This is a genomic window from Roseobacter sp. MH60115 (assembly GCF_015644665.1).
In the GTDB taxonomy this organism is placed as follows: domain Bacteria; phylum Pseudomonadota; class Alphaproteobacteria; order Rhodobacterales; family Rhodobacteraceae; genus Roseobacter.
This window is the reverse complement of sequence record NZ_JADOBQ010000007.1, coordinates 32897-55809: the sequence shown is the minus strand read 5'-3', so window position 1 is coordinate 55809 and position 22913 is coordinate 32897. Positions and strand designations below refer to the sequence as shown.

Sequence of the window (22913 nt, the reverse complement as noted above, 5' to 3'; positions counted from 1 at the left end):
TGCGTGTCAGACTTACTTGACACTTGGGACAAATACCGCGCGCAATGACCGACACACCCATTGTATCTTTGAGCTTTTTTCGCTTTGCACGCCCAACCGCGCGGCTCTGGGCACTTGCGATGATGGGCTTTGCACGCTTTGCCCTGCCAAAGGTGCCGGGCATCGGTTTCTGGAAGCTCTGCGGCTCCGGTACGGGCGAAGGCTTCACGCCCCTGCCCAACACCGCCGTCTACGCGATTCTGGCCAGTTGGCCGGATGAGATGACGGCCCGCACCCAGATCGAAAGCGCCCGGATCTACACGCGCTATCGCCGTCGCGCGTCGGAAAACTGGACGATATTTTTGGAAACGACGTCAGCGCGGGGTCAGTGGTCGGGAAAAACGCCCTTTCATGCCACTGCGAAAACGCCCAAAGGCCCCCTCGCCGCCCTGACCCGCGCAACAATCAAGCCCGCCATCGCGCTCAACTTCTGGCGGCGTGTGCCGGATATCAGCCGGATGATCGGGGCAGACCGGAACGTCGCCTTCAAGATCGGTATTGGCGAGGTGCCGCTGTTGCACCAGATCACTTTCTCCATCTGGCCGGATGCCAGCGCCATGGCCGGATTTGCCCGCGAAAACGGGCCCCATGCGGCGGCCATTCGCGCCGTACGGGACGGGAACTGGTTTTCCGAAGAACTCTATGCCCGTTTCGCCATTCTCGGCGAGACCGGCTCCTGGGGCGGCAAAAGCCCGCTCGACACGTTGGATCTGCATCTATGAACACCCCCTTCCCTTTCTCTGCCATCGTCGGTCAGGAGGCCATGAAACAGGCCATGGTGCTGACGGCGGTTGATCCCGGCATCGGTGGTGTTCTGGTTTTTGGCGACCGGGGCACCGGCAAATCCACCGCCGTGCGGGCCCTGGCGGCCCTGCTGCCCCCCATCCGAGCCGTTGAAAGCTGCCCCGTCAACTCCGCCAAAAGCGCCGAATGCCCCGCATGGGCCGAGTTAGGGTCGAAAAAGCTGGTCTCCCGCCCGACGCCCGTCATCGACTTGCCGCTTGGCGCCACCGAAGACCGGGTGGTCGGCGCGCTGGACATCGAACGCGCCCTGACGCGCGGCGAGAAGGCGTTTGAACCCGGCCTGCTGGCGCGCGCCAATCGCGGCTATCTCTACATCGACGAGGTCAACCTGCTGGAGGATCACATCGTCGATCTGCTGCTGGACGTCGCGCAATCCGGCGAGAACGTCGTGGAACGCGAAGGGCTGTCGATCCGCCATGCCGCGCGTTTCGTGCTGGTCGGATCCGGCAATCCCGAAGAGGGCGAATTGCGCCCGCAACTGCTCGACCGGTTTGGCCTGTCCGTCGAAGTACGGTCCCCCAATGATGTGGCCGAACGGGTCGAGGTGATCAAACGCCGCGATTCCTTCGAGACCGATCACGCCGCGTTCATGGCCCACTATGGTGCCGAGGATGCAAAAATCCGCGACACGATCCTGAAGGCCCGCAAACGGCTGCCAAAAATCGCAACCCCTGAGCCTATTCTGGAGGATTGCGCCGCCCTTTGCATCGCTCTTGGCTCCGACGGGCTGCGTGGAGAATTGACGCTGCTGCGCACCGCCCGCGCACTGGCCGCCTATCAGGGAAAGCGGAAACTGAGCCGTGACCATTTGCGGGCCGTCGCCCCCTCTGCCCTCTCCCACCGCCTGCGCCGCGATCCGCTGGATGAAGCCGGATCCGGAACCCGCGTCCTGCGCACCGTCGACGAGGTTCTGGGGTGACGCCGGACGCGGACAGCTGGGCGCGCGCGGCGCTCTGCCTGCGCCTGCTGCTGTCCGCCCCCGGATACCTGGCGGGCGCGACCATCCGTATGCGTGCCAGCCCGGATCGCGACCGACTGCTCAACATCTTACAACCGCTGAACATGCGCAGAATCCATCCCTCTATTTCCGATGAACAACTGTTTGGAGGTGTCGACCTCAGCGCAACCTTGAACTCCATTCAAGTAATTGAAAATAAAGGAATATTATCTGATCCAAGCACGATGGTTGTCGGGATGGCCGAGCGCTGCGGCAGTGATCTGGCCGCCAAGCTGGCCCATCAGGTGGATCGCGATGTCGGTCATTGCCTCATCGCGCTGGACGAGGGGGCCGAGCCGGACGAAACCCTCCCCCCTGCACTCGCCGAACGCCTGCCGTTTCACATCGCGCCAGAGGGTCGTATGCCAAAAGACTGGCGGGTTGTCCCCGCGGGGACACTGTCGGTGACGCCCGCAGCGGTGACGGCCTCCGCGGCGGATGCAGAGACGCTGACCCTGCTGGCGGCCCAGTTTGGCATCGACAGCCTGCGCGCGCCGCTGATGGCCTTGCGTGTCGCCCGCGTGCACGCCGCCACCCATAAGCGCACATGTCTGGAACAGACGGATCTGGAGGTCGCGGCCCTTCTCGTGTTCCCGCACCGGGCAACACGCCTGCCGCAAGCCGAACCGGAAAACCAGGTGCCCCCACCCCCCAATCCCGAAACGAGCCAAGAAGCTGAAAGCGACGCGTCGTCCCCCATGCCAGAAGGCGACATGCTGGTTGAAGCGGTGCGGGCGCTTCTGCCGCCGGACCTTCTGGCCGGGCTTGTCCCCGCGGGGACAGGACGGCGCATGGGCGGAGACGGCGCGGGCCAAAAGCGCAAGGGCAATCGGCGGGGACGGCCCCTGCCCTCCCGGCCCGGCAGGCTGGACGGCCGCAGCCGGATCGATCTCATAGCGACCCTGCGCGCCGCCGCGCCGTGGCAGCCGATCCGACGCAAGGCCCAGCCGGATACGCCGGGATTGCTGATCCGCCCGTCTGATATCCGGCTGAAACGCTATGTCGAGCAGTCCGACCGGCTGTTGATCTTTGCCGTGGACGCCTCCGGCTCCGCCGCCGTATCCCGCCTGAACGAAGCCAAGGGCGCCGTTGAACTGCTGCTGGCACAGGCCTATGCGGCGCGTGATCACGTGGCGCTGATCTCTTTCAGAGGAACGACCGCCGACCTGCTGTTGCCGCCCACCCGATCCCTGGTGCAGACCAAACGGCGTCTGGCCAGCCTGCCCGGCGGCGGCGGCACGCCTTTGGCCACCGGGTTGCAGCAGGCGCTGGCGCTGGCCACACAGACACGCAGCAAGGGCCTCACACCCACATTGATCGTGCTGACCGACGGGCGCGCGAATATCGCGCTGGATGGCAGCAGGAACCGCACTCAAGCGATGGAGGACGCCGAACAGATGGCCCGTGTTTTTCGTGCTCACAGCATTCAGACGCTGGTCATCGACATGTCCGCGCGCCCACAGGCAGGCCTGAAGGCCCTGGCAGGCCAATTCGACGGTCAGTACCTCCCATTGCCCCGCGCAGACGCACAGGCGCTCACAGGCGCTGTGAGCGCCACTCTGCAGGGGTAGCGACCCATGCGTTGGCCACCCCCTCCAGATTGGCCGAATGCGGCGCTGTCACGCCAGGTGCTTGCCGCACCGCACAGATGGCACATTCAGGAAACCGGCGCAGGCCCGACGATGCTGATGCTGCACGGTGCCGGGGGCAGCACCCATTCCATGCGCGGGCTGATGGCCGAGCTTCGGGAAAGCTATCATATCGTTGCGCTCGACCTGCCCGGGCAAGGGTTCACGCAGCTGGGGGCCAGACATCGGTGCGGGCTGAACCCCATGGCCGAAGACATCAAGGCACTCTGCGATCAGGAAGACTGGCACCCCGACATCATCATCGGCCATTCCGCAGGCTGCGCGCTGGCGTTGCGACTGTCGCAATTGATGCTGTCCCCGCGGGGACAACCTCTCAGAATTGCCGGCATCAATCCCGCACTGGACACATTTGACGGCATCGCTGGCGTACTCTTTCCCGCGCTCGCCAAGATGCTGGCGGCCATTCCGTTCAGCGCCAGCCTGTTCTCGGCCACCGCCGCATCACCGGCGCGGATCAAGGCTCTAATAAGGGGTACAGGCTCTGAACTGGACGCGGAGGGCCTGGATCTTTATCGCCGCCTGGTGGCAGATCGTGATCATGTCGACGCCACATTGCTCATGATGTCGCAATGGTCCCTGACCCAATTGTCGCGCGCGCTGCCTGAGATTGCGAGCCAGGTGCTGTTCCTCGCAGGCGGCAAGGATGGCGCGGTCCCGGCAAAGGTCTCTCACGAAGCAGCAAAGCGCATGCGTGACGCACGCGTGATCGACCTGCCGCGCCTCGGCCATCTCGCTCATGAAGAAGCGCCGAAAGAAGTCGTGGCACACATCAGAGATTTCCTGGAAACCTAATCCTTGAGACTGTCCAGAAACGCGCGTGCGGCAGCCTCCAGCCGACGCGGCTCGATGGATCCGAAATCGTGATCCAGCGTCACCTCGAACCGACCAGAAGACGCGGTGCATTTCGCAACCCCCTCCGGACGGTTCAGTTTGATGGTGGTTTTGGCAGACGATCTGGGCGTCGGCGCCTTGGCTTTTTTCGGCTTAGCCTGCCCGCCACTGACGGCGCTGCGCAGCAAGGAGAGTTCCAGGGCGGCATCGCGGTCCGGTTGGCTGTTCAACACCGCGCGCACCTGTCCGGCAAAGCGCTGGTTTTCCTCCAGCAGTTTCACCAGGCTCAAGCCCGTGGCCCGGGGGATTCCCTCGGGGTGTTTCAAATCACCGCCCAGCACCGTCAGCAGCTGTGCAAAATGCCGGATGTAGCTGCGTTTCTGCCGTCCGGCAGAGGCATAGAGCGCCTCGATCGCCGACGCCACGCTTTGCCCGCTCCGGTTGGCATAGGACATGGCCAGCTGCGCCATCTCCGCAAAGGAGATATCGCGCCGCACGAGGTTCTCATCGACCATGCGCCGGTAGAGGTGATCGAGCTGCGCGCCGCGCGCCTGCAGCGTCGCTGGGATCTGCGCAAAACGCGCCTCACCGGTTTCGGCAAAAAGCTCGCGGTAGGCGCTGAGACGACGAAAGCCTTGAATAAGCTCATAGCCGTCGGCAACTTCCTCCACATGGATCGGATTGGACAGGCCCACGGCCAGAATGGAGGCTTTCAACTCGTCCAGATCAGGGTCGCGATCCGCCGACCGGTCGCGGATCAGTTTCACCGTCGTGATCTGGTCCAGCGCCACCATCCCGACAATCTGGCCGTTTTTCTTGAGCGCCACGTATTCATGGGCGAGCCGATCATTCTCGGCCCGGATCTCGGCCTCTGCCGCCTGGCGCGCGCTCAGAGCATCCGCGTTCTCGGAAATCGCCGCTGCCATGGGGCCACGGCGGGCAGGGGCCTCTTCCGTCCCCGCGGGGACAGCCGCCTCGTCGAAGTCGATGTCAAAGACGCGTCGCTTGCTCATGCCTCATCCTCCAATTGATCCCAGGCCGCGCAGAGATGTCTGTGAAACTCCCCGTAGGCCTGATCGAAACTCGCCCGGGCCCGCCGCCAGGTTTCGCGTGTCATGTCGCGGTAGTCGATCTCGTAGATCGAGGACAGGAACCGGCCCGATTGCTCCACCGCGCGGGTCATCTCAATCGGGTGTTCGGCCACTCTATCGCCCCAGACCTTGATGAAGGCCTGCTGCATCGCGCGGTGCAGGTCGTTGTTGGGCTCGAACCTAGTGAGCAGGAACCGCAGGTCCAGAAACGCCTTGGGCAGGTTCATTGTCCCCGCGGGGACAAGGCCGTTGAAGCGGCTGAGATCCTCCAACGCCTCGGACAGCTGACCGATGAATGACGTGGTGCTGTCGTACTCCCAATAGCCCGGACCAGAGGGGATGTAGAGCATGTCGGCGGCGAAGACCGCGTTCATCGACTGATACCCAATGGCGGGCGGGCAGTCGAACAGCACCAGATCATAGGCATCCGCAGGCAGTTGATCAAGGAAGCGCGAGACAGCAGCAAAGAACGACCATTCGGGGTTCAGATGCCGGTATTGGGCAGAGGCAAACTCCACAAAGGCCGCATTGGCGCAGGAGGGCACGATATCGATGGTCGGCCAGTTCGTGGGCTTGATGAAATCCGCCGCACGCAGGTCGGCAAGCCCCATGTCGGTGATGCTGGCGGGCAGGCGGCGTTGGGGAAGGGCGGTGCCGCTCTCCGCCCCTTGGCTGGCACGGTTCATCCGCTCCGTCTCGCTCGCCAGATCGCGCGCCATGATGCCCCAGACGGTGTACTCCTCGGCCACATCACTGAGGCCCATCGAATGGCTGAGCGTGGCCTGCGGGTCAAAATCCACGCAGAGTACGCGGTAGCCGTCCAGGGCCGCGGCATGGGCAAAGTGCAGGGCGACAGTGGACTTGCCCGCGCCGCCTTTGAAATTCGCGATGGCGGCGCGCATCGCCCGTTTGCCGTCCGGTCGGTAAGGCATCAGAGACTTGCGGTTCACCTTGAGACGGCGGCGCAGCTCGTTGATCTCTTCGAGGCTGTACCAATGCTGGCGGCCATCGGCCTCTACCGTGCCCTGGGGCAGGGTAGGGTCTGCTGCCAGCCGCCCCCGCATCGTGGACTGGTTCACCTTGAAGATCAGCTCGGCCACTTCCCAGCTGGAAAAGCGGCGCAGGGTCTTTTCGTTCTGCGGGCTATAGGTCTGCTGCCGAATGAACCCCTGCATCTTAAGCGATTGCGCCTGCAGCCGTGCCAGATCCGTATGTGTAAACATGGAATGCCTGTTATCTTCTGTCCCCGCGGGGACGCTAATTCTTGTTTTTTCCAGATTTACGCGGATTTGGAGAAAAATGCAAAAGCGAATATGGTCACAAGAGCAGATTTCCGCAGACACGGGCAACGTGGGAACAAAGGATGATATGCACTACAGCGGTGATTCCCTGCGGGAGACACTGCCCTCCGTGATAGGACGAGATATTGGGGGACAGTTTTTATCACACCACATCCTATTGGGGGACAAAACCATGGAAATAGGGGACATACTCAACGTCCCCCAATACCTTTAAACCAGTTTTTCTTTCTGATTATAGGGGCGACATCAGCGCTCAAATTACTTCAAGCTTGACAGAATCGTTCAATCGGACGCAAATCAGGGAACCACATTGAAAAGCGGCGGGTTTTCCAGACCGAGCCGAAAAGAGGCTGACACATCAGCCCGTTTCCGAGGCAGTACCGGCCAATGGCCGTACATCACATAAAATGAGGGCAGTTCCATGCTTTCCACGAAACCGGTAGGTCGTGGGGCGTCTGCACGTAAATACGATCTGCTGACCGCGCTCGGGGCTTTTGCCCTGTCGCAGGGCAAGCATGATCAGCGCAGAGCGCTCCGACTGATGACCCTGATCACAGCGCGCTACAACTGGGCCCGCGACGAGCTTGCCGTGGGGCAGCGCGAAATCGCGCGGCTGTGGTCCGTTGATGAACGCACTGTGAAACGCGAGATGGCGCAGTTGCGCGGGCGGGGCTGGCTGGTGGTGAAACGCCAGGGCGCGCGCGGGCGTGTCACGCAATACGGATTGGGCATCGAGCAACTGTTGACGGACACCGCCATCACATGGGCCTGTGTCGGCTCTGATTTCGAAATACGCATGGGGCAGGGGGAGGTGCTGCCTCAGCAGGTCGTGCCCTTGCCGGTGCGTGGGACGGTCGCCACGCCAGACACGTCCAGCGGCACGGAATGGGCGCTTGCCCGGCTGTTGTTGCACACGGAGGATACGGGCACCTATGCCAGCTGGATCGCGGCGCTGGAGCGTGTGGAGAGGGCAGGGGGGCGATTGACCCTGCGCGCCCCGTCGAAGTTTCATGCAGGTTACGTGCAGACACATCTGCAGCGGCGTCTGTTGGCGGCCTGTCAGGATGTGGATGCCGAGGTGTCAGAGGTGCGGATCACAACCTAGCCAGCCCACGACCCTGTTTGCGGGAGGTCACAGGCCGCGCCAGATGCATTTTTTATTTCATTGTTGCGATGATTGGATAAAATCCCTCCAATTTTAATGAAGACAGGAACAGATTCATGATCATTCAATCGACACGCCCCGTGACGAGTATTGTCCAGAACAAGCGCAACATCGAAGCACTGGCCGACGGCAACACCGTCACGCTTGATGCTGCCGCGGACGTCGATGCGGAAGCGCAGGCGGTTTTTGAGAACTATCAGGAACTGGACGACGCACAGAAGGAATTTGCCCGGAAGGTCGTTGAAAAGACCGATTTCAAACTGGGCGAGAAGGAGAGTTCAGAGTTTGTCACCGCCTTCATGTCCGGGCTCGGCGGGGCGGGCATCGCTGCGGTGTCGGGACGATCTGATCTGGTGTCCCTTGTCGGCGGGTTTGCCGTGGGCGCCGCGGCAGGCTGGGGGGGTCACAAGGTCGGAACTGCAGTTTGGTCCAAGATCGATACCGTCGAGTTGGAAGTCTTCGTCGAAAGCAAGAACGGCGGGTTGCCGTCCGTCAAGGGGACGATGAAAGCGTCTTCTTAGAATTCAGACCGGGAGTGCTCCGGGCCTACGGGCCCGCGCTTCAGGATCGCGTGCTTCTGAAATTCGTGCATATGACCGTGCAGCTGCGGCATACCGTATCGTGCACCGGCCAATAAAAAAAGCCGCCGCTCAACGGGTGAGCGGCGGCTTTTTGTCACCCATGGATCAGCTCTGAGGGCCGACCGACGCGAGATAGGCCGCGACGTCCTCGCCACCTGTCTTCAGCTTGAAGGCCATGCGCGATTTCGCTTTGGAATCATCAAGATAGGTGCGCAAGAATGCGCGCGGATCCGTAGTATATTCGGCCAGGGTTGTCTCGTCCCAGACGAGACCGGCCTCACCGGCGGCAACCAGATCATCACCATAGCGGAAGTCCGCCGTGCCAGCTTGACGGCCGATAATACCATAGAGGTTCGGGCCGGTTTTGCCGCCCTTCACAATCACTTCGCCGGCATCCGTCTCGATCATGTGGCAGGATTTGCACTTGTTGAACGTCTTCTCACCGGCGGCGGCGTCACCTGTCGAATGGCCATCGGCAAAGGCGGGTGCGGCGAAGCCGAGGGCGAGAATGGCTGCAAAGGTACGTGTCATCGTTATCTCCTAAGTTGCTCGCGGTACAACGTAGGAGATATCTATCAGAGTCAACAGTCACAATGTCGCGCGTTCAGGCCACTGCGTGGGAGATCGCGCATTGTTTCCAAAGCTCTTTCAGTGCCAGCACCAGCTTTTCGATATCCTCCGTGCTGTGCAGCGGGGAGGGTGTGAACCGCAGCCGTTCCGTGCCCTTGGGGACGGTCGGATAATTGATCGGCTGCACGTAGATCCCGTATTGCTGCATCAGGTAGTCGGCGATCATCCGGCATTTCACCGGGTCCTTGATCATCACCGGGATGATGTGGCTGGGGTTGTCCATATGCGGGATCCCTTCCATGTCCAGCCGTTTGCGCAGGTACGCCACGCGTTCGCGCTGCAGCTTGCGTTCCTGGTCGGACTGCTTGAGGTGCCGGATCGAGGTTTGCGCCGCCGCCGCCACAGCCGGGGGCAGGGCGGTCGTGAAGATAAATCCGGAGGCGAAGGACCGGATAAAGTCGCATAAGGCCTCAGAGCCCGTAATATAGCCGCCCACGACGCCATAGGCCTTGCCCAGGGTGCCTTCGATCAGGGTGATGCGGTCGGCAAGGCCCTCGCGTTCCGAAATGCCACCGCCGCGCGGCCCGTAGAGGCCCACGGCATGCACCTCGTCCAGATAGGTCATCGCGCCATGTTTCTCGGCGACCTCCACGATTTCCTGCATCGGGCAGATGTCGCCGTCCATCGAATAGACGCTCTCAAAGGCCACGATCTTCGGCGCATTGGCGGGCAGGGCGGTCAGCTTGCGGTCGAGGTCTTCGGGGTCGTTATGCCGCCACAGCACCTTGTTGGCGCGGGAATGCCGGATGCCTTCGATCATCGAGGCGTGGTTCAGCTCATCGCTGAGGATAACGCAGTCTGGGATGCGCGCGCCCAGCGTGCTCAGCGCCGCCCAGTTCGACACATAGCCCGAGGTAAAGAGCAGTGCCTCCTCCTTGCCATGCAGATCGGCCAGTTCCGCCTCCAACAGCTTGTGATTGTGGTTGGTGCCGGAGATGTTGCGCGTGCCGCCCGCGCCCGCGCCGCAATTGTCGATAGCTTCTTTCATCGCATTGATCACCGAGGGGTGCTGCCCCATGCCCAGGTAGTCGTTCGAGCACCAGACCGTCACCTCATTGGGGCTCTCCGCGTCATGGCATTTCGCGGTCGGAAACGACCCCGCCTTGCGTTCCAGTTCCGCGAAGATGCGGTAGTTGCCATCGTTCTTGAGCTCATCGAGCTGTGTCTGGAACAGTGCATCAAAGTCCATGATGTCCCCCCTTGATTTTAGCTGTCGGTAGTCTTTGTGTCGTGCGTTTGGTTTTGGTCGGTGTGTCGGTCGGTATCATCCAGCGCCAGAGCTTTTCGTCCGGGATCGGCAACACCATCATCCAGTGCTCGAAAAGCGCCAAGGCGGTGATGGCGGTCAGCAGGGTAAACCCCGCCACCGCTCCGGCGGTATCGGCGGCATGGAGCCGTTCGAGCCAGCAGGCGGCGGCAAAGGTCAGCGCCGTGATCGAGACCGGAAAGAACCAGTTCATGGCGCGGTGCCGGAAGTGGCTGGGCAAATGCGACAGGGCTTGCGGCAGGAATTCGATGTTGATCTTGGGCACGCCGAAAAAGAGGTTCAGCTTGGCTGAGAGACGCGCAAAGAACAGCACCGCAAAGGTCCAGGTGGTGAATTGGTTCGACGCGGCGAGGTTCCAGTCGATCAGCACCATGGCAATGAGCGTCGCAACCAGCAGCATCTCGTGATAGGCCAGCGTGCCCCAGGCGCGAATGAACCGCTCCCATTCCGGCACGTCTTCGGGCAGTTTGTGATTGTTGGGCCCGGTGATGATGCCGGTCAGGAAGGCCAGTTCGATCCAACCCCAAATGGCCAGCGCCGAAACAAAGCCGAGGTAGGCCCCAAAGGCGGAGGTGTCGTGCAGCGAGGCCCAGAAGCCCAGGCAACCGAGACCGAGGAAGGGCAGGCCTAGCAGCACCGCGCGTTTGCGGGCGGCAAACCCGCTCCGATCTGCGGACTTCACCACCCAGAGGATGGCGCCCGTGGAAAACCACCACAAAAACAGCGCAAAAAGGGCAGGCGTCCAGAGGCTCACGGGTCACGTCTCCCGCAAGGGAGACCGGGCGCGCAGGGCCTCGTATGGCCCCAGCGCCCGCGCCCCGTTGGGGCGCCACCGGTTATGCCGTGCCCCTGTCTCAATAGGCTGGCTCCAACCGGGTGGAGGCCGGCACCTGATGCTTGTTCGCGGGGATCGTGATCAGCGAAATGAACGCCGCCGCCGCTCGCGCTTGCGCGCCAAGCTTGGCAAAGAAACGACCCTCTTCCGTGGCTTTGGCGAGATCCGCATTGGCCTTCTGCAGCTTCTCCAGCGTCGGCTGCCAGCGCGGATGCTCGATGTCCAGCGTGATCGGAAAGATCTGCTCGCTGAGCTTCGAGGTCTTGGTAAAGACCTCATGCGCGTACCAGTCCGGATCGACGCCCAGAGCCTCGTGAAACGCCGGGCGCTGGTGGTCGCGGACATACATCGTGGCGTAGACCGCCGTCAGGAAGAACTTGATCCAGTAGACGTTGAATCCGGAGGTCAGCTTGGGGTCGGTTTTCATCAGCAAGGCAAAGGCTTCGCCGTGGCTGAACTCATCATTGCACCACTCGTGGAACCACTTGAAGATCGGATGGAAGCGATGTTCAGGATGTGCCTCCAGATGCCGGAAGATGGTGATGTAACGCGCATAACCGATCTTCTCACTGAGGTAGGTGGCATAGTAGATGAACTTGGGCCGGAAGTAGGTGTATTTCTTCTTCTGCGTCAGAAAGCCAAGGTTCACCGCCACACCCGCTTCGCGCAGCGCGTCGTTGATGAACCCCGCATGCCGCGCCTCATCCCGCGCCATCAGTTGAAAGAGCTGGGTGATGTCCTTGTTGGCACCCCGGCGTTTCATTTCCTTGTAAAGCACGCAGCCCGAAAACTCGGCGGTGCAGGAGCTGATCAGGAAGTCGATGAACTCCTTCTTCAGACCGGGCTCCATGTTCTCCCAATCCACGTGGTCCCAGTCTTCGGTCTTGCGGAAATGGCCCTTGTTGGGGTCGGACACCATCTGGTCGATCAGCTTGTCCCAGTCCTCGCGGACGGAACTGACATCAATCGCATCCAGCTCATCGAAATCGGTGGTGTAAAAGCGCGGCGTCAAAAGCGTGTTGCTCATCGCCACTTCGGTGGCGGATTTGCTGTCGAACTTGGCCTGTTCCTCCTGAATGGCGAGGCCTTCCTCGACCGTGGTGGCATCAGCGGTGTGTTTGGCCGTCTTCGGTGCCACATCAGAGGCACGGGGGGTCTGGACGTTCATAGCGTGACCTCCTCGGAGAAGGAAAATTCACAGAGCTCCATCACTTCGAAATCGCCCGTCAGGCGGGTCCAGAGCTGTTCGAGCTTGCTGGCGCGGATGATCGTGGCCTCGCGCTTCTCGGTGACGATCTCACCGAAAGGGGCCATGATCTCGTCGCCATGCACCTTTACCTCGTCGCCGGGGTAGATCACGGCGCCGTTGTCAAAGCGCACATGCGCATGCAGGCTCTCGAACTTGTGGCTGATTTCGACCGTGCAGGGGGCACGTTCAAAGTCTTTCGTCAGTAGTCCCATAGGTGGCTTCCTCCTAAGGTTCAGGGTTGGTCCAGCAATCTGGCGAAGATGCGGGAGTTGGATGCGCCAAAGCCCATGAGCTCGGCGGACCATCCGGTGGCGGGGTCATAGAGCGACAGGCGGTTGCCTGCGCGCAATTGCAAAAGGACGGGGGTGGCGGGGTCGATGCCCTGCAGACCACGGTTGCGGGCCAGAACGCGCTCGACGCCCGCAACAAATCCGCCCTTGTCAGAGGGGAAATCGGCGATCAGCGTGCCGTTGGTATCAAAGACCCGCGCAGCGCCCGAGGCATCCCCAGTCAGGATGATCGCGCGCTCCGCGATGATCGGGGCAACGGGGGGCGTGTTCTGCACCGGGCGTCCGGTGAGTGTGGCGAGGCTCACGATCACCAGCACGCAGGCGACCAGCCCGAACATGATGCGCACAAGGATGCGGGGCACCAGCTCTTCGGGCTTGGCATGGATGCGGGGGTGGGTGCGGGTGCTCATATCCGCTTACTCCGCCGCAACGGCTGTGCGGGGCAGGGCGCGGCTCACCTGCGGTACAGATACGCGCGCCTCGGCGGCCTCGGCCAGCAGGCGGGCGACCTTCTCCGCCTCGGGGATGCAGCGCAGCGCGGGCTGCGTATGTTTGATGTGCCAGGGGCGGACATGCGGCCAACAGACCAGATAGCTCAGCCTGGTCTCGCCGATGGTCTCCAGCGCGATGGTGCCGGTGCCACCCTTGCGCAGATCCAGCATGGCGTTGCCGACTTGCGTGTAGGGCAGGTTGAGCGTGATGGTGAGCGCGGCGCCAATCCGCATCACGACGCGGGCGTCAGTTACCGTGTAAACGGCGGCCCGCGCCTGCACATAGGCCACCAGCATCAGCAGCCCGCAGACCACCAGACCCAGCAGGACAAAGGGCACCGCCGATCCGATCGCCCGGCCCAGCGGCATCAGGTCGACACCGGAGAGAAATCGCCAGATCGCAAGCAGGGCAAAATAGCCCGCCACCCATTTCAGGCTGAGCGCCTCGATGCTGAGTCGCCACCAGTCGGGGCGGCCCTGCCAGAGGATCTGCTCTCCTCTGGGCGGCTCCTCGGGCAGCCCTTCCACGGGCTCGATCTCGAAATCATCATGGGACATGGCGAGTATCTCCATTTGCGGGTTGATGCGCGCGGGCCCTTGGCCACCCGCGCGCAGGTGGTCAGAGTTTCGGTTCGGCGCGGTTCCCGGCAAAGAGCTTGCCGCCGCCGTAGTAGCCCGAGATCTTGTCTTCCTCGAGCAGGGTCACCTGGCGCGGGCTGGCGATGGTGGGCACGGTGGCGAAATGCTTGCCGTGCAGGGCATGCACGCTCACGCGGTTCGACCGGATGCGGGCGAAGGTGATCGGCAGCAGGCGGTTGCCAGCGCCCCATTTGGCATCGAGCTCCAGCTCCAGATAGCGCACCAGTTGTTCCGGCTCGTCCAGCCACATGTCCACGATCTTGCCAACGATCTCGCCGTCTCCGGCGACAACGGGCAACCCGCGCGGGTCACGGCCTGCAGCGACATGGAAGCCTTCGGCACCGGACATCGGCACGATTTTCGGGTGCCCATGGCCGTCCAGTTCCGGCGCATCGCGGCGCGGGGCCCAGCTGGCGGGTCCAACCCCGTCCAGCATCGGATCACCCGTCGGCTCCAGCGGATAGCCATTGCCCGGCCCGACCCGTTTCAGCGCGATATCCGCCCGCTCCGGCGTCTGACCGCTCGGTACGGTGACCTCGCCGCGCCCGTGCGGCAGTTTGAAGGTCTTGTCCTCGGGCAGGGGCCACATGCTGGGGTTGGACGACTTGTTGCCCTCGTCATCTTCCAGCGGATAGCCCTCGCGCATGTTCTCACGCTGAATCCAGATGATCAGGATCGCGAAGAACACGTAAAAGAGCCAGAGCGAAAGGCTCGCCAGATCGAATTCGCCAAAGAATGTTCCAGTCATAGTGTTTCCTCCTGAAACGGGGTCATGTCGGGAAATCGGCCAGGCCCATGGGCCGGGTGCCGCTCTCCGTCGGGGTGAGGGGGCCGCTTTGGCGCACGAGCGGTCCCAGGATCACGAGCGTGGCAAACAAGAGGCCAATCTCGGTGTGGTAGACAAATGAATATCCGGTGGCGGGGCTATTCAGCACCTCGCCCAGCTGGCCGGAGGTGGTCGCGTGGTCCACCCAGTCGCGCAGGCCCCCGCCAATGGCGATGGAGACGCCCGCCGCCGTGGCCTGCGCCGCGCCCCAGGCCCCGAGGGCAAGACCGCGGCCCGCCTTGCCGGTCGCGGGCATGGTCATGGCGGCGGTCAGCGTGGCCACAGCGAAAAGCCCGCCGCCAAAGCCGATGACGCCCGCCCCTGCAAAGAACAGGGCGTTTGAATTCATCGGCGCGGCAAAGATCACCATGGAGAAGGCCCAGATGCCCGCCACGATCCCGGCGCCCGCCAAGCGGTAGGGGTTGGAGCCACCTGACAGCCGCCGCCCGGCCAGCGCAAACCCGATCAGCGCGCCTGCGGCCCAGAGGGCGGTGAGCAAGGTGGTGGCCGAGACGGACAGCCCCAGAATTTCGCCACCGTAGGGCTCCAGCAGCACGTCTTGCATGTTGAAGGCCATGGTGCCGACAAAGACGCAGGCCAGAAGCCGTCCGGCGCGCCCGCCCGTCATGAAATCGCGCCATGCCTCCGAGAAGGCCGGGCGCGGTTCTGCGCGCTCCGCGCGGCTCATCGGGCGCACATGTTCTTGTTTCCAAAGGGCAATCAGCACCAGCGCGATGCCCACGACGGCCGCACCCTGCACCACGCGGATCAGTTTCAGCGCGGTGAAATCAGTGAGCAGCACGCCCATGATCACCGCTGAAATTCCCATGCCCACCAGGAACATGACATAGAGCAGCGCCACCACCCGGGGGCGGGTTTCATCCGTGGCCCGGTCCGAGGCCAGCGCCAGCCCGGCGGTTTGCGTCATATGCATGCCAAGGCCGGTCATCAGGAAGGCAAGCGCGGCCAGCACCTCACCCGCAAAGGGAATATCGTGCACCACATCGCCGCCCAGCACCAAAAGCGCGAAAGGCATCACCGCCAGCCCGCCAAACTGCCACAGCGACCCGAACCAGATGTAGGGGATGCGTTTCCAGCCAATCGCGGATTTATGCGTATCCGACCGGAACCCCAGCAGGGCCCGGAAGGGTGCGATCAGCACCGGCAGGGCGATCATCAGCGCCACGATCATCGCGGGTACGCTGAGCTCCACGATCATCACCCGGTTGAGCGTGCCCAGCAGCAGTACCGACGCCATCCCCACCGAGACCTGAAACAGCGACAGACGCAAAAGCTGCCCCATCGGCAGATCGGCACTGGCCGCATCGGCAAAGGGCATGGCCTTGAGCGAGAGGGACTGCAGAGGCGACGTCATGTCCGCACCTCCATCGCCTGGGAGATGTAGAAACCGGAGGAGATACGCTCCACCGGGCGGATCATGCCGCTGACCCCTTCCGCGCGGGCGGCCCGTGCCAGCGGTTGATGCGCATGCGGGATCATGACCGGGCTGCGGTCCGACCGGGGAAACAGCTTGCCCGCATACCACATCGCCATCAGCAGGCGCGTGCGCGGGGCGACGGTGAACACAATCGTGCGGTCCGTCCGCTTTTCCAGCCCGGCCAGCGCTGTGCCGATGTCCTGTGCAGTGTAGTAGATCAGGCTGTCCATCGCGATCACATGGTCGAAACGGCCCAGGGCCGTGTCCAGCATGTCGCCGGAGGTGAAGGTGACCTGCTTGCGATACTCTTCCGGCAGGCGCAGCTCTGCGATATCCACAAGCTGCGGTGATATATCAATCGCCAGCACCTCGGCTCCGCGTGCCGCGAGTTCCGCCGTCATCTGCCCGGCACCACAGCCAGCATCCAACACACGGTGCCCGGTCAGGTCGGCGGGCAGACGGCTCAGCATCAGCGCCCGCATCCGGTCGCGCCCGGCCCGGACCGTCTCGCGAATTCGAGACACAGGCGCATCCGAGGTCAGCCGTTCCCATGTCTTGGTCGCAGTCTTGTCGAAATAGGTCTCGACCCGCCCCAGGGTCGCATCATACCCGGACCGCGTCTGCAACGCGGCCTCAGGCACAGCGGCCGGTGGGGTGAAAGGGGCGACATCCCGCATCAATCAAATCCCAAAAGTTCAAAAATATCGCGGTCCGGCAGCGGGGCAGGGGCCAGCGGCTCCGTGCCGTTCCACAGCGTTTCGGCAAGGCGGATGTATTCCTTGCGCACCTGCACGATCTCTTCATCATCCGGCATCTCGAAGAGCGTCTTTTTCTTCAGCCGCGACCGGCGAATGGCGTCCAGATCCGGCATATGCGCGATCCGGTTGAACCCCACGGTCTTGCAATACCGATCCACCTCATCGGTCTCGCGGCTGCGGTTGGCCACACATCCCGCCAGCCGCACCTTGTAATTGGCCGATTTCGCCTGCACGGCGGCAATGATCCGGTTCATCGCATAGATGCTGTCGAAATCATTCGCGGTGACGATCAACGCCCGGTCCGCATGTTGCAAAGGCGCTGCAAACCCGCCGCAGACCACATCGCCCAGCACGTCAAAGATCACCACGTCCGTGTCTTCCAGCAGATGATGCTGTTTCAACAGCTTCACGGTCTGGCCAACCACATAACCGCCACACCCGGTACCTGCGGGGGGGCCGCCGGCCTCGACGCATTTCACACCGTTGAAGCCGTCAAAAACAAAATCCTCCGCCCGCAGCTCCTCGGGGTGGAAATCCACCTCCTTCAGAATATCAATGACCGTGGGCACGAGGCTGCCGGTCAACGTAAACGTGCTGTCATGCTTCGGGTCACAGCCGATCTGCAATACTCGCTTGTCCAGCATGGAAAACGCCGCTGATAGGTTCGACGAGGTGGTCGACTTCCCGATCCCGCCCTTGCCATAAACGGAAAACACCTTGGCGCCCTCGATCTTGGCACTTTCATCCTGATGCACCTGCACCGAGCCTTCGCCGTCCTGACCCCGCAACAAGGGGGGTGTCCTGTCGAGTGGACTCATGTCACACGTCCTTTCAAAGGGGCGCACTCCCCTTCATTGTTCCAAAAATATGTCCGCCGGAGGCATCCTAGGTCGATGTCGGAGATCCGGATCATTGTGCTGCGATCCCTTCCAACTGGTCTTCAAGCGCATCTGCCGCATCCTGCAGCGCGGCCAATGTGTCCGCATCAGGCGACCAGTAGTTGCGATCATTGGCCTCCAGCAAACGGTTCGCCATGCGGCTGGAAGCGGTGGGGTTCAGATCGGCCAGGCGCTGGCGCATTTCGGCGTCCAGCACAAAAGTTTCGGAAATGCGCTGGTACACCCAGTCATCGACTTGCCCGGTGGTCGCCGACCAGCCCAATGTATTGGTCACATGCGCCTCGATCTGGCGTACCCCTTCGGGCCCGTGTTTCAGCAGACCCTCAAAAAACTTCGGGTTCAGACTGCGGGCGCGGGTCTCCAGCGCCACTTGATCCTTCAGCGTGCGGACCTTGCCCGCCCCGCGCGTTTGATCGCCGATATAGATCGCGGCATCCGATCCCTTGGCCCGCTTCACCGCCCGGGCGATGCCGCCCAGCGTGTCGAAATAGTGATCCACCGTCGTCACGCCCAGCTCAACGGATTCAAGGTTCTGATAGGCCACATCGACCTCGGCGAGCGTGGCCTGCAGCAGCGCCGCATTGGCAGCGGCCTTGCCGTCAGTGCCATAAGCAAAGCTCTTCCGGGCCTCATAGGCGTCGGCCAGCTCGTCTTCATCGCCAAAGGCGGAACTGTCCACCAGCCCGTTCACATTCGATCCATACGCCCCTTCGGCATTGGAAAAGACGCGCAACGCGGCTTCTTCCATGGCGCAGCCGGTCTTCTCGGCATAGGCCAGCGCGTGGGCGCGGATGTAGTTCTGCTCCAGCGGCTCCTCGGCTTTGGCACATTTCAGCGCCGCCTCGGCCAGCATCCGGGTTTGCAGCGGCAGCAAATCACGGAAGATACCCGAAAGGGTCATGATCACGTCGATGCGCGGGCGACCGAGGTCCTCCAGAGGGATCAGATCCGCCCCGGAAATCCGCCCGAAACTGTCAAAGCGCGGCGCACAGCCCATCAAGGCCAAAGCCTGCGCGATGGGCCCGCCGTCGGATTTGATGTTGTCGCTGCCCCAAAGCACCAGCGCCACGGTGCGCGGCAGAGTTTCATGCGTATCCAGCAGCAGTTGCGCCTGTTTCGCCCCGTCCTGACAGGCAAAGGCCGTGGGCATCCGGAAGGGGTCGAAGGCGTGGATGTTCCGCCCGGTCGGCAGAATCTCGGGTGAGCGGATCAGATCGCCACCCGCCACAGGCGCGGTGAAATGCCCCGCAAGGGCGGCCATCAGCGCGTCAAGTTCCGTTTCCTGTTGCAGCAGGTGATCAATGCGGGCCCGGGTCTCATTGTCCACATCCGGCAGGATGCGCAGATACTCCGCCCGCTCGGCATCGCTCAGCGGCTGGCCGACGACATGCAGACCTTCGGGGATCAGCGCGTCTTCGGTCTCGAGCAGCTTGATCCAAAGCTTTTCGGCAGGCACCCCGGCCATATCAACTGCCGCTGCCTGTTCGTCAATCAGCGCCTCAAGCTCTGCCCGTTCGGGCGCCGCAGGGTCGGTGCCACGCCAGCGGGTCAGGCTGTCTTTCAGTTCGGCCAGCCCCTTGTAGAGCCCGGCGGTCGCCAGGGGTGGGGTCAAATGGCTGACAGTGACGGCATTGCTGCGCCGCTTGGCCAGTGTCGCCTCAGACGGGTTGTTGGCGGCATAAAGATACACATTCGGCATATCGCCGATCAGACGGTCCGGCCAATCCGCACCGCAAGGCCCGGCCTGCTTGCCGGGCATGAACTCCAGCGCGCCATGCATTCCGAAATGCAGCAACACGTCGGCTTTCAGCGTGTTCTTGAGCCACAGATAGAAGGTTGTGAAGGCGTGTGTGGGGGCAAAGCCACGCTCAAAGAGCAGGCGCATCGGGTCGCCCTCATAGCCGAAACCCGGTTGCAGCCCGACAAAGACCTTGCCGAATTGCGCACCCAGGACGAAGACCCCGCGCCCGTCCGATTGGACGCGGCCCGGGGCCGGCCCCCACTGCGCCTCGATCTCGCTGAGCCACGGGGTGTTCGCGACGATCTCGTCCGCGCTGACATGCGCCGCAACATTGGCCTCTTGCCCATACTGCTGCGCGGTGCCGTGCAGGACCGCGGCACGCAGGGCGTCGACATTATCGGGGAGTTCGACGTCATATCCTTCAGCTTTCATGCGCCGCAAGGTGTTGAAAAGGCTTTCGAAAACACTGAGATAGGCTGCTGTACCGGCAGCGCCTGCATTCGGCGGGAAGCCAAAGAGCACAATGCCGACGGTCCGGTCAAAGGTAGCTGATGTCCGCAGCCGTGCCTGCCGTTCGGTTCGCGCGACCAGCGCCTCGATCCGCTCGGGGCAGGGGGCCATGGCCTTGCCCTGATGCGCCGCGCTGCAGGTCCGCGCACAGCCAGCGCAGCCCCTCTCGCCATGGCGTCCGGCAAAGACCGTGGGTGTTGTGGCGCCATCAAGCTCGGGCAGGGCGATCAGCATCGTGGTCTCGATCGGCCCCAGTCCCTGCGCCGAGGCGGACCATTGGTCGAGCGTCTGGAACTCCAGCGGATGGGCCGCAATATAGGGCACGTCGAGCGCGTTCAGCACCTGGATGGCTGCGGCATTGTCATTGTAGGCTGGCCCGCCGACCAGCGAAAACCCGGTCAGCGAGACCAATGCGTCGATCTTGACGTCTTCGCCATCGCGGAAATAGGCATCGATGGCCGGTCGCCCGTCCAGCCCGCCCGCAAATCCCGCGAGCACGCGGACGCCGCGCGCCTCGAAGGCGCGGATCACCGCGTCGTAATGCGCGGTATCGGACGAGAGCACGTAGGAGCGCATCATCAGCAGGCCCACGGTCATCCTGGCGCCCTTTGGCGCAGGCAGGCTGGCGGCATCTGTGGTGATCCGGCCCGGCAGATCGGGGTGATAAAGACCGGCATCCGGGTATTCGATGGGGGCTGCGGCCTCGGGGGCCTGCGTCCAGCCGGTATTGGTTGCATAGCGGTTGACCAGGAACCGCACCATCGCTTCGACATTGTCGTCCGACCCGCCCAGCCAGTACTGCATGGTCAGGAACCAGGCACGCAGATCCTGGCTCTTGCCGGGGATGAATTTGAGGATCTTGGGCAGGCGGCGCAGCAGCGTCATCTTCTGCGCCCCGGACGAGCTTGAGGGTTTTGACGACCCGCGCAGGCGCTTCATCAGCTTCATCGTGCCTGATTGCGGCGCCATCATGTCGAGCGCGCCCATGCGGGTCAGCTTCACGATGGCCGCATCGGCGATCACGCCGACCATCGCATCACAATGATCACGGCGGGCCTGCAGGGCGGGCAGGATGCGCAAGATATGTTCTTCGAGGAACAGCAGATTGGCGACGACAATGTCGCCGGTCTCCACCGCCGCCTGTGCGGCCTCGAAAGCGCCGGGCGTCTCACCCCATTCGGCGGCGGCGTGCACCGAGACGGAAAGGCCGGGGTAGTCGAGGCTCAGCCGGTCCATTGCGCGCAGGGCGGGGCCAGCCGCGTGGCTGTCCAGCGTTAGGATCACGACGCGGTAACCAGGCAGACGCCCGTTTATGCCCCGGTCATCGCGCATAATGGGCCTTGGCCTCGTAAAGCGTGTCGATGCCGATCTCGGAAACGCCGCGTTCGGTTGCGAAGGTTTCGGTATTGCGCCTTGCCTTGCCGCGCACAAAGAAGGGGATTTTTTTCAACTCGCGTTCGGCGTCGTCGAGCCAGATGACATCCGCGCCCTGCTTCTTCTGGCTTGAAATATCCCGGGGGGAAAGCGCAGCTTGGGGGGCTGGCCCCCCTTCCATATCAGGTTTCGGCGCGTGACCGCCGTGGTGCGAAGGTCCTGCAGCATCATGGAACTCGAAATCGTCGCGGAACATGTGCAAAAGATGTTCCTCCAGCCCCATGACCAGCGGGTGCACCCAGGTGTCGAAGATCACATTTGCGCCTTCGATCCCCATCTGGGGAGAGTAGCGCGCAGGGAAATCCTGCACATGCACCGGCGCGGAGATGACGGCGCAGGGAATGCCAAGCCGCTTGCCGATGTGACGTTCCATCTGCGTGCCGAGGATCATCTCGGGCTGCAGCGCTTCGATCACGCGTTCGACTTCTAGATAATCATCGGTGATCAGCGCCTCGACGCCGTAGTCCTTGGCCAGCGCCCGGATGGGCCGCGCCATTTCGCGGTTGTAGCAGCCCAGGCCCACCACCTCGAAGCCCATCTCGTCCCGCGCGATGCGGGCGGCGGCGGCCACATGGGTGCCGTCGCCAAAGAGAAAGACACGCTTACCGGTAAGATACGTACTGTCGACGGATTTCGAATACCACGGCAGGCGCAGGCGGCTGTCATCCAGATAGGGTTTCACGCCGGTGATTTCGGCCACTTCCTTGACGAAATCGCGGGTGGCACCGACGCCGATGGGCACGACCTTGGTGTAGGGCTGATTGAGCTCCCGTTCCATCCAGCGCGCGGCGGAGTCGGCGGTCTCGGGGTACATCAGAACATTGAAATGCGCAGCGCCCATGCGGGCGATGTCAGCGGGACGTGCGCTCATCGGGGCTACAACGTTCACGCTGATGCCCATATCCGACAGCAGCGAGGTCATCTCGGTGATGTCGTCGCGATGGCGAAAGCCGAGCGCGGTCGGGCCGATCAGATTGCAGCTGATCTGGGCGGTACGTTCCATAGGCTTTGCCAGCCTGCGCACGATCTGGAAGAAGGTTTCATCCGCGCCAAAGTTCTCTTTGCGCTGGTAGCTTGGCAGTTCCAAAGGGATCACCGGCACGGGGATATCCATCGTTTCGGCCATGCCGCCGGGGTCGTCCTGGATGAGTTCAGCGGTGCAGGAGGCGCCGACGATCAGCGCTTCCGGTTGAAACCGTGCATAGGCGTCCTGCAGCGAACTCTTGAAAAGGTTGGCCGTGTCGGAGCCCAGATCTCGGGCCTGGAAGGTCGTGTAGGTGACCGGCGGGCGGTGGTCGCGACGTTCGATCATCGTGAAGAGCAGGTCCGCATAGGTGTCGCCCTGCGGCGCGTGCAGGACATAGTGCAGCCCGGTCATGCCCGTGGCGACGCGCATGGCACCAACGTGGGGCGGGCCCTCATATGTCCAGACGGTGAGCTTCATGGCT

General features: G+C 62.8%; 21 protein-coding genes. 6 read left to right on the top strand and 15 right to left on the bottom strand.

Going from position 1 to position 22913, the window contains the following annotated elements:
- Positions 1–44: 44 nt before the first annotated feature.
- The 4 genes from crtA to bchO are packed head-to-tail and all read left to right on the top strand — an operon-like array spanning position 45 to position 4281.
- Positions 45–761: a spheroidene monooxygenase gene (gene crtA / locus ISX84_RS19780; RefSeq protein ID WP_195822137.1), complete on the top strand. Its 717-nt coding sequence runs from the start codon at positions 45–47 to the stop codon at positions 759–761.
- Entirely contained in the window at positions 758–1762 is a 1005-nt protein-coding gene (gene bchI, locus ISX84_RS19775) for a magnesium chelatase ATPase subunit I (RefSeq protein WP_195822136.1), read from the top strand. Before crtA ends, bchI begins: the two co-directional genes overlap by 4 nt.
- Positions 1759–3411, top strand: coding sequence for a magnesium chelatase subunit D (locus ISX84_RS19770; RefSeq protein ID WP_195822135.1), 1653 nt, complete (start codon positions 1759–1761; stop codon positions 3409–3411). Before bchI ends, ISX84_RS19770 begins: the two co-directional genes overlap by 4 nt.
- Positions 3412–3417: 6 nt before the next feature.
- Positions 3418–4281: an alpha/beta fold hydrolase BchO gene (bchO, locus tag ISX84_RS19765; protein WP_195822134.1), complete on the top strand. Its 864-nt coding sequence runs from the start codon at positions 3418–3420 to the stop codon at positions 4279–4281.
- On the opposite strand, the gene ISX84_RS19760 is transcribed toward bchO, so the two are convergent.
- The gene (locus ISX84_RS19760) at positions 4278–5333 is read right to left on the bottom strand and encodes a ParB/RepB/Spo0J family partition protein (RefSeq protein WP_195822133.1); all 1056 of its coding nucleotides are present in this window, start codon (positions 5331–5333) and stop codon (positions 4278–4280) included. The genes bchO and ISX84_RS19760 overlap by 4 nt on opposite strands.
- The gene (locus ISX84_RS19755) at positions 5330–6634 is read right to left on the bottom strand and encodes an AAA family ATPase (protein ID WP_195822132.1); all 1305 of its coding nucleotides are present in this window, start codon (positions 6632–6634) and stop codon (positions 5330–5332) included. The genes ISX84_RS19760 and ISX84_RS19755 overlap by 4 nt, the downstream gene beginning before the upstream one ends.
- A gap of 499 nt (positions 6635–7133) precedes the next feature.
- Here ISX84_RS19755 and ISX84_RS19750 point away from each other — a divergent pair, with 499 nt between their 5' ends.
- Entirely contained in the window at positions 7134–7817 is a 684-nt protein-coding gene (locus ISX84_RS19750) for a hypothetical protein (protein WP_195822131.1), read from the top strand.
- A 116-nt stretch (positions 7818–7933) separates the two neighbouring features.
- On the top strand, positions 7934–8398 hold the full coding sequence (locus ISX84_RS19745) for a hypothetical protein (RefSeq protein ID WP_195822130.1): 465 nt from the start codon (positions 7934–7936) through the stop codon (positions 8396–8398).
- Positions 8399–8563: 165 nt separating this feature from the next.
- Here ISX84_RS19745 and ISX84_RS19740 read toward each other — a convergent pair whose 3' ends face one another.
- The 13 genes from ISX84_RS19740 to bchB all read right to left on the bottom strand — a co-directional run bounded on the left by ISX84_RS19740 (position 8564) and on the right by bchB (position 22909).
- Entirely contained in the window at positions 8564–8989 is a 426-nt protein-coding gene (locus tag ISX84_RS19740) for a c-type cytochrome (protein WP_195822129.1), read from the bottom strand.
- A gap of 73 nt (positions 8990–9062) precedes the next feature.
- On the bottom strand, positions 9063–10277 hold the full coding sequence (gene hemA, locus ISX84_RS19735) for a 5-aminolevulinate synthase (protein ID WP_195822128.1): 1215 nt from the start codon (positions 10275–10277) through the stop codon (positions 9063–9065).
- Entirely contained in the window at positions 10267–11109 is an 843-nt protein-coding gene (gene puhE / locus ISX84_RS19730; RefSeq protein ID WP_195822127.1) for a putative photosynthetic complex assembly protein PuhE, read from the bottom strand. Before puhE ends, hemA begins: the two co-directional genes overlap by 11 nt.
- Before the next feature lie 100 nt (positions 11110–11209).
- Positions 11210–12358 carry a magnesium-protoporphyrin IX monomethyl ester (oxidative) cyclase gene (gene acsF, locus ISX84_RS19725; RefSeq protein WP_195822126.1) on the bottom strand — a complete coding sequence of 383 codons (1149 nt, stop codon included), beginning with the start codon at positions 12356–12358 and terminating at the stop codon, positions 11210–11212.
- Positions 12355–12651 carry a hypothetical protein gene (locus tag ISX84_RS19720; protein ID WP_195822125.1) on the bottom strand — a complete coding sequence of 99 codons (297 nt, stop codon included), beginning with the start codon at positions 12649–12651 and terminating at the stop codon, positions 12355–12357. The genes acsF and ISX84_RS19720 overlap by 4 nt, the downstream gene beginning before the upstream one ends.
- 20 nt (positions 12652–12671) lie before the next feature.
- Positions 12672–13139: a photosynthetic complex assembly protein PuhC gene (puhC, locus tag ISX84_RS19715; RefSeq protein ID WP_195822124.1), complete on the bottom strand. Its 468-nt coding sequence runs from the start codon at positions 13137–13139 to the stop codon at positions 12672–12674.
- A gap of 6 nt (positions 13140–13145) precedes the next feature.
- On the bottom strand, positions 13146–13778 hold the full coding sequence (gene puhB / locus ISX84_RS19710) for a photosynthetic complex putative assembly protein PuhB (protein WP_195822123.1): 633 nt from the start codon (positions 13776–13778) through the stop codon (positions 13146–13148).
- A 61-nt stretch (positions 13779–13839) separates the two neighbouring features.
- Positions 13840–14607, bottom strand: coding sequence for a photosynthetic reaction center subunit H (gene puhA / locus ISX84_RS19705; protein WP_195822122.1), 768 nt, complete (start codon positions 14605–14607; stop codon positions 13840–13842).
- Between the two features lie 22 nt (positions 14608–14629).
- Positions 14630–16060, bottom strand: coding sequence for a PucC family protein (locus ISX84_RS19700; protein WP_195822121.1), 1431 nt, complete (start codon positions 16058–16060; stop codon positions 14630–14632).
- Positions 16057–16800: a magnesium protoporphyrin IX methyltransferase gene (gene bchM, locus ISX84_RS19695; RefSeq protein WP_195822120.1), complete on the bottom strand. Its 744-nt coding sequence runs from the start codon at positions 16798–16800 to the stop codon at positions 16057–16059. Before bchM ends, ISX84_RS19700 begins: the two co-directional genes overlap by 4 nt.
- Positions 16800–17699: a ferredoxin:protochlorophyllide reductase (ATP-dependent) iron-sulfur ATP-binding protein gene (gene bchL, locus ISX84_RS19690; protein ID WP_195822119.1), complete on the bottom strand. Its 900-nt coding sequence runs from the start codon at positions 17697–17699 to the stop codon at positions 16800–16802. The genes bchM and bchL overlap by 1 nt, the downstream gene beginning before the upstream one ends.
- Before the next feature lie 91 nt (positions 17700–17790).
- Positions 17791–21363, bottom strand: a complete 3573-nt coding sequence (locus tag ISX84_RS19685) for a magnesium chelatase subunit H (protein ID WP_195822118.1) — start codon at positions 21361–21363, stop codon at positions 17791–17793.
- Positions 21353–22909 (bottom strand): ferredoxin:protochlorophyllide reductase (ATP-dependent) subunit B, encoded by a 1557-nt coding sequence (bchB, locus tag ISX84_RS19680; protein WP_195822117.1) that lies wholly within the window; start codon positions 22907–22909, stop codon positions 21353–21355. The genes ISX84_RS19685 and bchB overlap by 11 nt, the downstream gene beginning before the upstream one ends.
- Positions 22910–22913: the final 4 nt, after the last annotated feature.

What these genes read in the sequence shown, in the direction of transcription:
- bchM (WP_195822120.1), bottom strand. Translation starts at nt 16,800, where the DNA reads ATGCGGGATGTCGCCCCTTTCACCCCACCGGCCGCTGTGCCTGAGGCC.
- crtA (WP_195822137.1), top strand. Translation starts at nt 45, where the DNA reads ATGACCGACACACCCATTGTATCTTTGAGCTTTTTTCGCTTTGCACGC.
- puhC (WP_195822124.1), bottom strand. Translation starts at nt 13,139, where the DNA reads ATGAGCACCCGCACCCACCCCCGCATCCATGCCAAGCCCGAAGAGCTG.
- bchI (WP_195822136.1), top strand. Translation starts at nt 758, where the DNA reads ATGAACACCCCCTTCCCTTTCTCTGCCATCGTCGGTCAGGAGGCCATG.
- bchO (WP_195822134.1), top strand. Translation starts at nt 3,418, where the DNA reads ATGCGTTGGCCACCCCCTCCAGATTGGCCGAATGCGGCGCTGTCACGC.
- bchL (WP_195822119.1), bottom strand. Translation starts at nt 17,699, where the DNA reads ATGAGTCCACTCGACAGGACACCCCCCTTGTTGCGGGGTCAGGACGGC.
- ISX84_RS19745 (WP_195822130.1), top strand. Translation starts at nt 7,934, where the DNA reads ATGATCATTCAATCGACACGCCCCGTGACGAGTATTGTCCAGAACAAG.
- hemA (WP_195822128.1), bottom strand. Translation starts at nt 10,277, where the DNA reads ATGGACTTTGATGCACTGTTCCAGACACAGCTCGATGAGCTCAAGAAC.
- ISX84_RS19750 (WP_195822131.1), top strand. Translation starts at nt 7,134, where the DNA reads ATGCTTTCCACGAAACCGGTAGGTCGTGGGGCGTCTGCACGTAAATAC.
- ISX84_RS19700 (WP_195822121.1), bottom strand. Translation starts at nt 16,060, where the DNA reads ATGACGTCGCCTCTGCAGTCCCTCTCGCTCAAGGCCATGCCCTTTGCC.
- ISX84_RS19740 (WP_195822129.1), bottom strand. Translation starts at nt 8,989, where the DNA reads ATGACACGTACCTTTGCAGCCATTCTCGCCCTCGGCTTCGCCGCACCC.
- puhB (WP_195822123.1), bottom strand. Translation starts at nt 13,778, where the DNA reads ATGTCCCATGATGATTTCGAGATCGAGCCCGTGGAAGGGCTGCCCGAG.
- ISX84_RS19755 (WP_195822132.1), bottom strand. Translation starts at nt 6,634, where the DNA reads ATGTTTACACATACGGATCTGGCACGGCTGCAGGCGCAATCGCTTAAG.
- puhA (WP_195822122.1), bottom strand. Translation starts at nt 14,607, where the DNA reads ATGACTGGAACATTCTTTGGCGAATTCGATCTGGCGAGCCTTTCGCTC.
- ISX84_RS19685 (WP_195822118.1), bottom strand. Translation starts at nt 21,363, where the DNA reads ATGCGCGATGACCGGGGCATAAACGGGCGTCTGCCTGGTTACCGCGTC.
- bchB (WP_195822117.1), bottom strand. Translation starts at nt 22,909, where the DNA reads ATGAAGCTCACCGTCTGGACATATGAGGGCCCGCCCCACGTTGGTGCC.
- ISX84_RS19760 (WP_195822133.1), bottom strand. Translation starts at nt 5,333, where the DNA reads ATGAGCAAGCGACGCGTCTTTGACATCGACTTCGACGAGGCGGCTGTC.
- acsF (WP_195822126.1), bottom strand. Translation starts at nt 12,358, where the DNA reads ATGAACGTCCAGACCCCCCGTGCCTCTGATGTGGCACCGAAGACGGCC.
- ISX84_RS19720 (WP_195822125.1), bottom strand. Translation starts at nt 12,651, where the DNA reads ATGGGACTACTGACGAAAGACTTTGAACGTGCCCCCTGCACGGTCGAA.